Origin of the sequence: Mesotoga sp., assembly GCF_035363035.1 — a bacterium.
Lineage (GTDB): Bacteria > Thermotogota > Thermotogae > Petrotogales > Kosmotogaceae > Mesotoga.
The window spans coordinates 1-13,488 of record NZ_DAOSEH010000064.1; the positions used below are offsets into that span (position 1 = coordinate 1).

Annotated in this window: 12 protein-coding genes and 1 riboswitch; of the genes, 10 read left to right on the plus strand and 2 right to left on the minus strand. The window is 50.5% G+C overall.

Going from position 1 to position 13,488, the window contains the following annotated elements; genetic code table 11:
• The coding region (gene guaA, locus PKX57_RS09150; protein WP_472416914.1) for a glutamine-hydrolyzing GMP synthase at positions 1-1,199 on the minus strand (1,199 nt) is incomplete at its 3' end.
• Between the two features lie 22 nt (positions 1,200-1,221).
• A riboswitch (purine riboswitch) is annotated at positions 1,222-1,321 on the minus strand.
• 180 nt (positions 1,322-1,501) lie between these two features.
• On the opposite strand from guaA, the gene PKX57_RS09155 reads away from it, so the two are divergent.
• The 7 genes from PKX57_RS09155 (at position 1,502) to PKX57_RS09185 (ending at position 9,451) form a co-directional block, all read left to right on the plus strand.
• A complete protein-coding gene (locus PKX57_RS09155) occupies positions 1,502-2,386 on the plus strand; it encodes a decaprenyl-phosphate phosphoribosyltransferase (RefSeq protein WP_214048341.1) in 885 nt (294 codons plus the stop codon).
• 27 nt (positions 2,387-2,413) lie between these two features.
• Positions 2,414-2,785 carry a DMT family transporter gene (locus PKX57_RS09160; protein ID WP_472416916.1) on the plus strand — a complete coding sequence of 124 codons (372 nt, stop codon included), beginning with the start codon at positions 2,414-2,416 and terminating at the stop codon, positions 2,783-2,785.
• A 12-nt stretch (positions 2,786-2,797) separates the two neighbouring features.
• Entirely contained in the window at positions 2,798-3,883 is a 1,086-nt protein-coding gene (locus tag PKX57_RS09165; protein ID WP_214049872.1) for a DUF362 domain-containing protein, read from the plus strand.
• 39 nt (positions 3,884-3,922) lie between these two features.
• Positions 3,923-5,236 carry a hypothetical protein gene (locus PKX57_RS09170; protein WP_213923176.1) on the plus strand — a complete coding sequence of 438 codons (1,314 nt, stop codon included), beginning with the start codon at positions 3,923-3,925 and terminating at the stop codon, positions 5,234-5,236.
• Positions 5,233-6,510, plus strand: coding sequence for a hypothetical protein (locus PKX57_RS09175; RefSeq protein ID WP_214047478.1), 1,278 nt, complete (start codon positions 5,233-5,235; stop codon positions 6,508-6,510). Before PKX57_RS09170 ends, PKX57_RS09175 begins: the two co-directional genes overlap by 4 nt.
• A 123-nt stretch (positions 6,511-6,633) precedes the next feature.
• Positions 6,634-7,995, plus strand: a complete 1,362-nt coding sequence (locus PKX57_RS09180; protein ID WP_472416918.1) for an MATE family efflux transporter — start codon at positions 6,634-6,636, stop codon at positions 7,993-7,995.
• Between the two features lie 4 nt (positions 7,996-7,999).
• Positions 8,000-9,451: an FAD-dependent oxidoreductase gene (locus tag PKX57_RS09185; RefSeq protein WP_214048933.1), complete on the plus strand. Its 1,452-nt coding sequence runs from the start codon at positions 8,000-8,002 to the stop codon at positions 9,449-9,451.
• Positions 9,452-9,506: 55 nt separating this feature from the next.
• On the opposite strand, the gene PKX57_RS09190 is transcribed toward PKX57_RS09185, so the two are convergent.
• Positions 9,507-10,238 carry a radical SAM protein gene (locus tag PKX57_RS09190; protein WP_470745684.1) on the minus strand — a complete coding sequence of 244 codons (732 nt, stop codon included), beginning with the start codon at positions 10,236-10,238 and terminating at the stop codon, positions 9,507-9,509.
• Positions 10,239-10,354: 116 nt separating this feature from the next.
• Here PKX57_RS09190 and PKX57_RS09195 point away from each other — a divergent pair, with 116 nt between their 5' ends.
• From PKX57_RS09195 to PKX57_RS09205, 3 genes are all read left to right on the plus strand, one after another.
• The gene (locus PKX57_RS09195; RefSeq protein ID WP_197712660.1) at positions 10,355-10,732 is read left to right on the plus strand and encodes a Rid family detoxifying hydrolase; all 378 of its coding nucleotides are present in this window, start codon (positions 10,355-10,357) and stop codon (positions 10,730-10,732) included.
• A 13-nt stretch (positions 10,733-10,745) separates the two neighbouring features.
• Positions 10,746-12,692: a threonine--tRNA ligase gene (thrS, locus tag PKX57_RS09200; RefSeq protein ID WP_472416921.1), complete on the plus strand. Its 1,947-nt coding sequence runs from the start codon at positions 10,746-10,748 to the stop codon at positions 12,690-12,692.
• Positions 12,693-12,761: 69 nt separating this feature from the next.
• Positions 12,762-13,488, plus strand: a 727-nt coding sequence (locus tag PKX57_RS09205) for an amidohydrolase family protein (protein ID WP_472416923.1), incomplete at its 3' end; no start/stop codon positions are given.

Genomic DNA, 13,488 nt, shown 5'->3' on the forward strand with positions numbered 1-13,488 from the left:
TCTCCCAGTATCCTCACTCCCAGTCCCGGACCGGGGAAAGGCTGTCTGTCTATGAGTTTAGAATCTATACCCAGGGCTCTTCCCAGAGCCCTGACCTCGTCTTTGAAAAGCTCCCGCAAAGGCTCGAGAAGCTTCAGCTTCATGTTTTCAGGAAGGCCGCCGACGTTGTGATGGCTCTTGATTTTGTCGGAAGTTCTCGAGGAGGCGGCCGATTCTATCACGTCGGAATAAATGGTTCCCTGGAGCAGGAAATCGGCCTCGATACCGCCAGCCTCTCCTTCGAAGACTTCTATGAAGGTCTCGCCGATTATCTTCCTCTTGCGTTCGGGGTCGGTCACCCCGTGAAGCTTTCTGAAAAAGGTATCGGAAGCGTCCACCACCCGCAAGTTTATCCCCAGAGTCTTCATGACCTCGGGGACTTCGCGCTCCTCATCTTTTCTCATCAGTCCGTGGTTGACGAAGATACCAGTCAGATTCCCACCGATCGCCCGGGCAGTCAGAACGGCCGCCACCGTGGAATCGACTCCCCCGGAAAGACCGGCGACGACCTTCCCGTTTCCGACGGTCCCCCTTATCTTTTCGATCTGCTCATTGGCGAAATCGGAAATCTTCCAGTTTCTCGAGGCATCACATACCTTCAAAACGAAGTTTTCAAGTATCTTTGTGCCGCACTGCGTGTGGTGAACCTCCGGATGGAACTGGAGCGCGTAGTTTTTGCCGTCGGTTATACCCGCCACTATCCCGTTACCGCTCCTGGCGATCGTACTGTAACCGGGAGGAAGGACCGTGACCTCGTCTCCGTGGCTCATCCAGGTGGTGATCGTTTTTGGAACGCCTGTCAGCAGGTCCGATTCTTCGAGCGATACGGGCGTGAAACCGTATTCGGCTTTACTGCCCCTGGACACCGTGCCTCCGAAACCCTTAACCATCAAATGCATACCGTAGCAGATTCCCAGAAGCGGCAGACCGGAAGCCAGAACTTCCTCCGGGACATCCAGCGAACCGCTCTCATAGACACTCTGGGGACCTCCCGAGAGCACAATCCCCTTTACATCCTTATCAAGCCTTACCGACGAGGGATGTTCGACCGTGCAAAGAACTCCGAACTCCCTTATTCTCCTCGCGAGCAACATCGTGTACTGTGAACCGTAATCAAGAACCACTATCCTTTCCATTACATCGATCCTCCCGAAAAACAAAAATCACCCCTCCAGGGGGTGAAGTATGAAAAATCCACCCCGTAGTCAGGAAGTTAAGGCTTCCTGGTAGATACTTCCCAGCCGATTCTCGGAATTATACGGGTTAATGCATTTTACCATGAACCGGGATTTCGAGTAATACACTTGCAGTTAAAGAAGAGAAAAGGAAGATCAGAGAACAGGAAAGTTCCTTTCTAGGAAAGAAAGAGCGAGAACCATATCTATTATGCTAAGATAATACCTGTTAGCCATGTCTATGCGGTGTGCTGCAGAGATATGAGATTATTCAACGGGGTTGCGCAATGAAGGAGATCGGTACATATGTAAGGCTTATGAGAGTCAGGCACTGGTTGAAGAATCTCTTCGTTTTTGCCCCTCTAATATTTTCGGCCAGTCTTTCCAGAGTTGATATGATGTTGAACTCACTTCTCATTTTCATTGCCTTCTGTTTCGCTTCGAGCGGCGTTTATATTTTCAACGATATCAACGATCTGGAAAGCGACAGGCATCACTGGCGAAAGAAAAACAGACCGATCTCTTCGGGCGCTGTAAGTGTCAAAGAGGCAACCGTTGTGGCTATCGTCTGTTTCATACTGGCTTTCGTGATTGTCCTTCTCCTTCCTCTCCTGGCAGGGCTTTTTCTTCTCATTTACGTGCTTGAGAACGTTTTCTATACGCTCAGAGGAAAGGAAATGGTCGTGATAGACGCCTTCTGCATCTCGGCAGGCTTCGTTATTCGTGTGATCGCCGGTTCTTACGCGATAGGCGTAAACCCAACTAGCTGGATCCTGGTGACGACCTTTTTTCTGGCTCTCTTCATGGGTTTTGGAAAGCGAAGAAATGAGTTGCTACTATTCAAGGAGAACAGCGATAATCACAGAAAGGTTCTCAAGCTATATGATTTTAGGTTTCTTGATTACATGATGGTTTCTACGGCTTCAATATCCGTAATCTCTTACACTCTCTACTGCCTGGATCCTTCAGTGATTTCCAAATTCTCTACCGACAAGCTAGTTTACACCGTTCCGTTCGTGACCTACGGGGTTTTCAGATATATGTTACTTCTTTTCAAAGACGGCGAGGGAGACCCTACAGAGGTCGTAACACGCGATACGGGCATCGCGGTGACGACCGTGCTGTGGTTTCTATCGGTAGTAATGATCATATACCTGCCCATGTGGTTTTAGGGTGTGGCTTTACTGGAGGAACTGATCTTGAATCTGATTGATTTTTTCATTCTAGTTGTAGCGATAGTTTTTAATGCGTCTGCGAATATTCTGTTGAAATTCGGCATGCAAAATGCGCCACAGATATCGGTCGTCGGGTTGAAAAATATGTTGTTGAACTCGATCACCAACGTGTACGTCTGGCTGGGACTCTTCTCCTTCGGAGTGGCCTTCGTCTTTTACAGCGTTGTGTTGACGAAGATGAAACTGGGCGTCGCCTACCCGGTAATGACCAGCGCCGGGTTCGTAATCGTGACTCTCTTTGCGGTCTTTCTCTTCGATGAAAAGATGAACTGGCTGAAGATCGCCGGAATAGCCGTCATCGCCCTGGGGATCTGGCTAGTATCGATCGCGAAATAGGAGGTGTTTGGTTTGAATAAATCTACAGTAGCAGTAATTAAGACAACGCCCGAAAGTGTGCTGGATGACTATAGAAAACTCGCAAAGATGGCGAAGATGGGAGATTTCCTCGATAGAGGCGCCACGACCATTCTCAAGGACAACATCTCCTGGCACCTGCCGATGCCCGGCGCCAACAGCACCCCCTGGCAGCTCGAAGGAGTCGTTCTTGCCCTCAAGGATGCGGGCATGAGAGAGATAGTGGCCGTCGAAAACAAAACGGTGGTCACCAGGCCAAGGTACGGCGAAAAGCAGAACAAGTACGATATCATATACAACAAGTATGGAATACCAGTACTGTACAACTTTGAAGAGAGCGATATGCGCTGGATCGAGTACACTCCTAAAAGCAAACTCAACGTGCTTCCCAGAATTTTCCCTGAAGGAATTAGACTACCCGATTACTTCTTCGGTAAGAACATTATTCAGCTCCCCACGGTGAAGTGCCACATTTACACGACCACGACGGGGGCTATGAAGAACGCCTTTGGTGGCCTTTTAAACGTGAAACGTCATTACACGCATTCCTGGATACACGAGACGCTCGTCGATCTGTTGAAAATACAGAAAGAGATACACACCGGGCTCTTCGCCTTTATGGACGGAACTACCGCGGGAAACGGTCCAGGCCCAAGGACGTTGATACCGGTCAGGACGGATTATATACTGGCCAGCCAGGACCAGGTGGCAATAGACGCGGTCGCCGCGAAGATGATGGGCTTCAATCCGATGGACCTGAAATACATAAGGCTGGCCGACGAGGAGGGTCTGGGAAACGGAAAACCCGAGAATATCGAGCTGGTCGGCGAAGACATCTCTAAAGTCAATTTCAAGTTCCATGTCGGCGACAACTTCGCCAGCAAAGTCGGTGATCTGCTATGGTTCAGTCCGTTGAAGATATTCCAGAAACTCTTCTTCCACACCCCGCTGGTTAAGGTCTTCGTTGCGGCTTCGGACTCGTATCACGACAGGTACTGGTGGAAGAAACATGGAACAAAGATCTTCCAGCAGTGGAAGAAAGAGAGTCCATGGGGAAGACTTTGGGAATCTTACAGGTAAACCGGATTTGATAATTTCTCGGAGCGGAGGGAAGGATGCATGGGTTTTGAAGGGGCGGTGAACGATCGCTCGAAGAAAAAGGTCTTTCTGATTGCGCTTTTCTTTTCGGTCGTTCTTTCGTACATCTTCACTTCGATGATACTCTGGACGACCGAAAGTAGGTTCCTGACGGTTTCTCGTTACAGTAAAGTGATGCGCCACAGAGAAGCCATAGAAGGAAGGAGCTTTGCGCCCGATCAGTATCGCTTCGGCAGTTATTACCTGGTCGAATATATCTTCAAGCACATACCGTTGAGATGGTACGACGTCTTCAACGACATCATCGCGGAGGGACTCGATCCGAAGGGCTGGAGCGAAGGCACGCAGGAGAGCGTTGAACTTTTCTTTCCCGAAGAGGACCGGGCCATGATCATCCAGGAGATAGAATCGGCGATAGACGGGATCATAGATTCGTTTTCGCCAAACAATTTGCTGTTGAAAAACATGCTGAAAGCCGCCATCGACTCCTTCGGCTGGCAGGAGTACGTCAACGATATAGAAAAGACGACCATGCTCATAGGAAGCAACATCCCCGGAGAATTAAAAGTTCTGATAGAAAAAGACAGTGCCGAGAGCGCTCTGGTCAATGGATATGTGACCTTCAGATTCTTTTTCACTGTAACGACCCTGCTGCTCGTTTTTCTCTTATGCTCGCAGTTCGCCGACCCGCTGACGTCACTTTTGGGTATGTCGCTTTTCGCCGCCCTTCTACCCTTGGTGGCCCAGGACTTCATGCAGGCTGAAACCATGCTATCGGCCACAGTTTTCGTCGGCTTTCTAGTGGCTCTGTTGAAAAACAAAAGCTATCTCCTCCTGCTGCTGCTCGTTCTGCTAGGCTGCACGGCCAGGACGGACCAAATTCTCTTCGCAGGGGTGATACACCTCCTCTACAAAGGACCCGGGGCGATAAAGAGCAGAAAGTGGTTCTCGCTGCTGGCCGGGCTTTCGCTGGTGCTTATCCCTCTGGCCGCCACGTTGCTGTTGAGCGAGGTGATCTACGTCGGCTCGGAGTATTACCTCGATTTCTTCCAGTTCGAACATAACCTGAGCCACCCCTGGGCGTGGGTCTATCCCCTGATATTTCTGGCCATTCCCTTGGCTTTCAGTCCGAAGATCCGGGACATAGACTTCTTCAGAAGGACCTGGCTCTGGATTCCGCCCTTCATCGCCATGAATTACCTGGTTGCAAGACCGGCCGAGGTCAGGCTCCTCCTGCCGGTGTTGCTATACAGCGTTCCATTCGTTGTCGCGGGCACGAAAGAAGCGGTCTGCCACTTCGATGACGGCAAAGACAGAAAAGGAGGCGGCTCATGAGCGACCGGAAAAAACTCTCCAGAGGGCTTCTTCTTCTGATAGTGGCGGCGATACTTTCCTACATCTTCACCTCCATGACCGTCTGGAGCACAGACGGGAAGTACCTCTTCCTCTCCAGATACCTCAGGATCAACCAGCACGAAAGGGCGATCTCCGGAAAGAACTTCGCTCCCGACCAATACCGTTTCGGGAGTTACTATCTGGTGGAGTATTTTTTCAAATACATTCCCATCCCCTGGCTCGACGAAAACACGGCCGAGGTCTCAAAGATGCTCCTCTCCGCCGGGTACTGGACCGACGAAGCCAGGGGAATGGTGGACGCTTATTTTCCTTTGCAGGAGCGAGAAAAAATTGTATCCGACCTCGAGGTGACGATAAACGAGACGATAGATGGGATAGCCGGTAAGAGTATCCTGCTGCAGAACGCTCTCAAGGCTATGGTCGGCAGTCTAAACTGGCAGACGTACATAACAGAACCGGCCAGCACCCTTCTGCTAGTGGGAGAAAACCTCCCTGACGATCTGAGGTTGGCCGTCGATATTACCAGCGAGGAAAACAGAACGCTCAATGGCCACATAACGGCCAGGTTCTTCTTCAACATACTGACTATTCTGCTGCTGTACACTTTCGGCAGACATTTCCTTTCTCCAGCAATGTCGCTCCTTTCTGTATTGCTTTTCCAGTCGATCATGCCGCTTACGACCATGTACTTCGGCTGGGAGACCTTCCACGCGGCCGCGCTCTTCCTCGCGGGACTGCTTCTGATAATCGAGAGAAGGTCCTTCGCCACACTCTGTCTGGTGATCTTTCTGGGCTCGACTTTCAGGGCCGATCACATGGTCTTTCTCTCGCTTATACTTCTCGGTTTCGATTACGGAAGACACCCCGGAAAGGCCGGAAAACTACTTCTCTCCCTCAAAGTGCTCACGACTTTCGCCATACCCGTTGCTTTTACGTTGCTTTCCAGCCGTTTGCTGTATCCGCAGGCCGAATATTCGGTGGATCTCGTTCAACTGTGGTACAACCTCACCTACCCCTGGTCCTGGATCTTCCCATTCCTCTTCCTTTCGATCCCGCTGATCTTCTACGATTCAATCGGGGAGGAGGATTTCTTCAGGAAGACCTGGTTCTGGATAGTTCCCTTCGTCGCGATGAACTATATAGTAGCCAGGCCGGCAGAGGTGCGGCTACTCATACCGGTGCTTCTCTATACGATCCCCGTCGCCGTGAAGGGTCTCTCGAAATTCTTTCCGGCCGACGTCTCGAAAGCCTGAATTGACGGGTTCACAAAGGGCTGTATGAGTGTATAATATCTATTGTTTCCTGCCCGGGGCAGGTTTTGTTGTTATTCTCTTCATCTGCATCTTCTGAATGGGGTTGTAATCAGGGGGTAGAAAATGGCAAGGGATCTTACTCAGGGAAGCATTCTGAAGAATCTTCTCGTCATGTCCATACCGACGATGATAGGTTTCAGTGCACAGATGGTCTATGATATAGTCGATATCTTCTGGATAGGCAGAATATCCGGCGAGGCAATCGCCGGGGTCACGATATTTTCGACACTCTTCTGGCTTGTAGAGATCTTGAACTCCATAATCGGACAGAGTTCGATCTCCCTGATCTCGCAGAGTTACGGAAAGAAAGACGCCGAGGGAACGGCGAAGGCGATAGAACAGACGATTACCTTCAAATTCCTCGTCGCTATGATAGCCGCAGTGCTCGTCGCGCTCTTCCTCAAGCCTTCGCTCGGTCTGTTCAGCAACGATCCTAAGGTTATAACGGCCGCGCTCGATTACGGATACATAAGGCTTTACTTCCTTCCGATGATGTTCTCATCTTACTCGGTGAACACGGCCCTGAGATGCATAGGTGATGCCAAGACACCGATGTACATAATGATGGTTTCCAGTATTCTCAACGTCCTGCTCGATCCGTTGCTCATGTTCGACAAATTCCCGGGAACTGCGATACCGGGCTTCGGGATGGGTGTGTTCGGAGCGGCCGTGGCGACTATCATATCGCAAACGGTTGCTTTCATACTCGGCTTCTATATCGTCTTTTCGGGAAGGGAGGGCGTAAAACCCAGATTGAAAGGGCTCTTCAAACTCGACTGGAAAATAGACAAAAAGCTCCTCACCATAGGTCTCCCGACGGGACTGGAGAGCTTCTTCAGGAACCTGTCCGGAGCGGTGTTGCTCAAGTTCGTCGCAGTCTATGGAACGGCAGCCGTGGCGGCCGTCGGAGTCGCCGGCAGACTGTTCGGACTTGCCTTCATGCCGCTGGTGGGAATGAACATGGGAGGATCGGCGATGGTCGGTCAAAATCTGGGAGTCGATAACGTCGAGAGAGCCAGAAAGACGGCCAGAACATCGGCCTTGATCGGTTTCTCGATCATGCTACTTTTCGTCCTGATAGCCTTTTTCGCCGGCGAAATAGTCCTCGGTATCTTCAATAAAGACCCGGAAATCGTCAAATATGGCACCGAGTTTTTGAGATACGGTTCACTTGGGATATCGATCCTCGCCTACGGGTTCGGTCTCTCCTCGGTCTTCGGAGGATCGGGATACAACATGCCCTTCGTGATCTCGAGCATCGCCTCACGCTGGTTCGTGCAGATTCCGATCCTGTTCATAATGGTTCACCTCTTAAAGGCCAGTATAGTTTGGGTCTGGCTCTCTTATGTCTTCTCGGACATAACCGAAGCGCTGGTGATGTTCATCTATTACCGGAAAGGAAAATGGGAAAAGAAAAGGGCGTGACAAGATGAAGAGAATTGCTATCGTTGGGGCAGGCATAGCCGGACTCTCTGCAGGCTGTTATGCCCAAATGAATGGTTTCGAGACGGAAATCTTCGAATTGCACAACAATCCAGGCGGGCTGTGTACTTCGTGGAAGCGAAAAGATTACACCATAGATGGCTGTATTCATCACCTTCCAGGTGCAAGCTCCTCTTCGAAGCTGTACACAATGTGGAAAGAGCTTGGTGCGATCGAAGATGGTCGGATTTTGTTCGATTCGATCTTGAGAAGGACCATAGACTCCGGTGGAAATGAGCTCAACCTGTACACCGATCTTGTCAGATTGAAGGAACACCTAATGGAGATCTCACCGGCCGACAGAGAAGCCATAGATCAGTATTTGAAGGCGGCACAGAAGTTCACGAAGTTCGAATTGCTCGCGATGGTCAGCGGCGGCGGTAAGGATAAACTTTCAATGATTCCACATCTGCCCGGGATAATGAAGTGGGGGCCGGTATCGCTAGAGCAATTCGCTTCGAGATTCAAAAACTCCTTCCTTCAAAAGGCCTTCCCGACCGCTCAATACGACTTTCAGGGAATCCCGATGATGATTCATCTTTCCTTCCTTGCCGGTTGCTCAATCAAGTCGATGGGATGGCCCGTCGGAGGTTCTCTGGCTTTTTCAAAAAGGATCGCGAAACGTTATGAAGAGCTTGGAGGCAAAATCCATTACAGATCGAGAGTGAAGAGCATCGCCGTCAAAAACGACAGGGCCGTCGGTCTTACACTGGAAGACAGAACAAAAGCAAACGCAGATATAGTCGTCTCCGCAGCCGATGGGTACAGTACTATTTACGACATGCTTAACGGCAAATACAAAGACGATTTTATCGACGAATACTACGCCAATCCACCTGACGAGCAGGAAATGAATGCCTACGTATCTCTTGGCGTTAACCTGCCCCTCAACGATCTTCCCCACGGTGTTACCTGGTTAATGGACGAAAAGCTGGAACTTTCAGATAGATGCTACCAGAAGATGGATCTGGAGGTTTTAAATTCGAAAACGGAAATGGTTCCCGGAGGAAAATCGGTTGTCAGAATTCCCTTTACGGCGAGCTACTCATACTGGAAGAAATTGAGCTGTGACAGAGAACTGTACGTCGATAAGAAGCACGAGATAGCAACAAAAGTTATAGAGAGGCTGGGCGTTTTGATTCCCGGCATTAAAGAAAAGATAGAAGTTGTAGATGTTTCGACGCCGATCACTACCGAACGCTTCACCGGCAACTTCCACGGGATGCAGGTGTGGACTCCCAGGAGCAAACAGGGCAGAATCATGTCGAAAGGCTTGAGCAAAACTCTCCCTGGGTTAGATGACTTTTATATGGTCGGTCAGTGGGCCCAGGGTCTCATAGGTATAGCCACCGCAGCGGTTCAAGGCAAGAAACTAATTCAGAGACTGGGTAAACGGTAACTGACACCGTGCTTCTTCGTCGCGAAGATTGTCGGGAACCGTTATTCGAAAATCTTTATTCAACCGTCAGCCGTCTTTCAAATACGGCCTTCACTTCTTCGAACTTTTCTCTGTAAAGCCAGCTCTCCCAGCCCATTTTAAGGTATAGCTGTCTAACCTGCGAAATATAGTTCAGCGCGTCTAGGTGAACGGTTGCGACCCTTCTGGCCAGCTCTTCGGAGACGCGCTCCGCGTTCATCGGGAGAACCGGTCCAACGAAGGCTCCAGCATCGACACCGTTCTTTCTCAAGAAATCGATGGTCTTCAGCCTCTCTTCGAAGCTCGACGATCCCGGTTCGAGAAGTTTTCTTACGTCCTCCCGGTCCGTGGTGATGCTCACCAAAACTCTGGCCTCTTCGCCAGCCAGTTTGAAAAGATCGACATCTCTCCTGATAAGCGTGGATTTGGACATCGCGAAGATCGGTATCCTGTGGGAAATGAGTGTGACCAGCATCTCTCTGGTCAATCCATACTTTTCTTCGATATGCTGGTACGGATCGCAGGTGCTGCTGAGAAAGACCGTGACCTTGCCCAGAGAATTCACCTCGCGCCTTAGAAGCTCCGCGATGTTTCTCTTCACTCCCACGTCCCGCCCCCAGAGACCTCCGGTGTATTTGAAGGCCCCGATGAAGCGCGCGAAACAGTACTTGCAGCCCACTGTGCAACCGACAAAGGGATTTATCGTATAGCTGGCGACAGGTATTCGCGATCTGGTCAAGGCCGAAGAGGCCATTATCTCTCTTATCATAACGAAATTCTACAATACATTCGTATATCTTCCACACGTTTTTTCTCATATAGTAGATAATGCGCAGCATCACGTAGCAGTCAGTGATATAATAAACCAAAATGGGAGGTGTTAGTGTGTTGAGGGTTATCAGTACTGACAAAGCGCCGGCAGCAGTCGGCCCGTATTCTCAAGCCATTGCTGCTGGAGGTCTTCTCTTTGTTTCCGGACAGATCCCCCTCAACCCGTTGACCGGTGAGCTGGCGACAGAGTTCGAAGCAGCATGTAAGCAGTCGCTAGAAAACGTACTTCAATTGGTCACTGCCGGCGGGTCGAGTCTGAAAAATGTGGTTAAGGTCAACATCTATATCAGAGACATGGGCAAATTCGCGATTCTAAACGAGATATACTCCTCTTACTTCAAAGACCATAAGCCCGCGAGGGCCGTGGTGGAGGTAAGCAATCTCCCGAAAAACGCCCCTGTAGAGATCGAAGCCGTTGCAGTGATACCTTAATCAGGAGGAAAAAATGGGTATAGAAATAAAGTTACCCGATGGTTCGAAAAAACAGTACGAAAAGGGTGCAAGACCCCTGGATATAGCAATGGACATATCTGAAGGCCTCGCCAAAAGGGCTTTCGGAGCGATAGTCAACGACGAGTACTGGGACCTTGGAAGGCCTCTGGAGACAAGCTGCGATTTCAGGCTGGTGCTGGACAAGGACAGCGAGGCCCCCGTTTTCTTCAGGCATACGATGGCGCACATCATGGCCCAGGCCGTGATGAGACTCTACGGCGAGGATAGAGTAAAACTGGCAATCGGTCCTACCATAGAGAATGGCTTCTACTACGACATCGATCTCGACGATGTGAGACTTACAGAGGAAGACCTGCCGAAGATCGAGGCCGAAATGGAGAAGATCATCAAGGAAGATCTACCGATCGAGAGGTTCGAGTTGCCGGTTTCCGAAGCTGTAATACTTATGAACAACCAGTTACAACCGTACAAGGTCGAACTCATCGAAGACCTAGTGAAAGATTACGGAACGGAGTTCGTAACGTTCTACCGCCAGGGTGATTTCACAGACCTCTGCCGGGGACCTCATCTACCCTCTACGGGTAAGGTGAAGTTCTTCAAACTCACTTCCGTTTCTGGCGCTTACTGGCGTGGAGACGAGAAGAACAAGATGTTGCAGAGGATATATGGCACTGCCTTCTCCAAGAAAGCCGACCTGGAAGAATACCTGGCGAAGATCGAAGAGGCCAGGAAGAGGGATCACAGAAAGCTCGGTCCAGCACTCGGTCTGTTCACGATCAATTACGACTACGCGCCCGGCATGCCCATCTTCCTGCCGAAGGGCACAGACATGCTCAACGAACTGCTCAAATTCTCCAGAGAAAAGCATATTGAGGACGGCTACAGGGAAGTAAGTACGCCCCAGATAATGTCCGACTCACTCTGGCGTACATCCGGCCACTGGGACCATTACAGCGACAATATGTATTTCACGGAAAAAGAAGAACAGCAGTTCGCCGTCAAGCCCATGAACTGTCCCGGTCACATCCTCGCTTATAAATCCTCTCCGGTGAGCTACAGGGATCTTCCGATGAAGATCTTCGAATTCGGAAAAGTTCACAGATACGAGCGGTCGGGCGTTCTACACGGACTTTTCAGAGTCAGGGGCTTTGTGCAGGACGACGCCCACGTCTTCTGTACACGCGAGCAGATACAGCAGGAAGTGATCGGCGTCATCGATTTCGTGAAGAAGATTTACGAGCCATTCGACTTTCAGTACAGGGCCGAGCTTTCGACGAGACCGGAAAACTTCATGGGAGAGATCGAGCTCTGGGATATAGCGACGGAGGCGCTCAGAGATTCTCTAAAAGCAAAGAAGATGGACTACATCGTCAACGAAGGTGACGGTGCCTTCTACGGCCCCAAGATCGATTACCATATAAAAGACTCTCTGGGAAGGGAGTGGCAATGTGCGACGATTCAGCTCGACTTCATGATGCCCGAGCGATTCGGAATAAAGTACATTGGTCCGGACAACAACGAATACCAGCCGGTAATGATCCACAGGGCAATCTTCGGTTCGACGGAGAGGTTCATGGGTATCTTGATCGAGCATTACGCCGGGGCCTTCCCGACGTGGCTGGCGCCGGTACAGGTGAAAGTGATCCCGATCGCCGACAGGCACACCGATTACGCACGTTCTGTGGTTGTCTCGCTTCGTGGCAAAGGCTTCAGGGCCGAGGTCGACGACAGGCAGAAATCTACCAATTACAAGATCAGAGAGGCCCAGCTAAACAAAATTCCGTACATGCTGATCGTCGGAGACAGGGAGATGCAGAACGGACAGGTCTCCGTCAGGTTGAGAAGTGAAAAGGATCTGGGAAGTATTGATCTCGAGGAGTTCATACACAAACTCACCGAAGAAGTGAAAGATAGAAAAGGCAAAAGTATCTTCGAATGATTGTTTTAAGCCCCTGCGTAGCGGGGGCTTTTATTTCTTTCCGGCTAAGGCAGAAAGGAGGCATCTCTTATGAACATCATAGACATAATACCCGTTTCCAGAGGCGACAGCCCTGCGGATGTACTTCTCAAGAACTGCAGAATCGTGAATGTATTCAGCGGCGAGATAGAGAAAGGCAATATAGCGCTTTTCAGAAAGAGAATAGCCGGGATCGGCGACTACGGCGAAGGTAGGGAGGTGATCGACCTCGAGGGTGCCTACATCGTACCGGGGTTGATAGATGCCCACCTTCATATAGAGTCCTCGATGGTCTCGCCGGTTGAGTTCGCCAAAACGATTCTGGCCAGAGGTACGACGACTGCGATAGCCGATCCGCACGAGATAGCGAACGTGATGGGTCTGTCCGGCATCGAGTACATGATTCGCTCGACCGAAGGCATACCCGTGAATCTGTACATCATGATCCCCTCGGCCGTTCCGGCCTCTTCGATGGAGACCTCGGGTGCCAGGATCAGCGTGATGGATATGATTGGATTCGTAGAGAAGTTCCAGAGCCGTGTACTGGGTTTGGGAGAGGTGATGAACTTCCCGGATATCATAAACGGCGATCGCGATTCCATAGCCAAGATAGAGCTGATACGCCACAAATACAAAAAGATCGACGGTCACATCCCCGGCGTTCTCGGAAAACCCCTGAACGCATATATAAGCGCTTTCGTCAGATCCGAGCACGAATGTACTTTCGTCGAGGAGGCGCGCGAAAAACTCTCCAGGGGAATGCAGATACTTATGAGAG

Excerpts from the sequence above, each read along its gene's own strand:
- PKX57_RS09180 (WP_472416918.1), top strand. The coding sequence starts at position 6,634 with ATGGCAAGGGATCTTACTCAGGGAAGCATTCTGAAGAATCTTCTCGTC.
- PKX57_RS09175 (WP_214047478.1), top strand. The coding sequence starts at position 5,233 with ATGAGCGACCGGAAAAAACTCTCCAGAGGGCTTCTTCTTCTGATAGTG.
- PKX57_RS09190 (WP_470745684.1), bottom strand. The coding sequence starts at position 10,238 with ATGATAAGAGAGATAATGGCCTCTTCGGCCTTGACCAGATCGCGAATA.
- PKX57_RS09185 (WP_214048933.1), top strand. The coding sequence starts at position 8,000 with ATGAAGAGAATTGCTATCGTTGGGGCAGGCATAGCCGGACTCTCTGCA.
- PKX57_RS09170 (WP_213923176.1), top strand. The coding sequence starts at position 3,923 with ATGGGTTTTGAAGGGGCGGTGAACGATCGCTCGAAGAAAAAGGTCTTT.
- PKX57_RS09155 (WP_214048341.1), top strand. The coding sequence starts at position 1,502 with ATGAAGGAGATCGGTACATATGTAAGGCTTATGAGAGTCAGGCACTGG.
- thrS (WP_472416921.1), top strand. The coding sequence starts at position 10,746 with ATGGGTATAGAAATAAAGTTACCCGATGGTTCGAAAAAACAGTACGAA.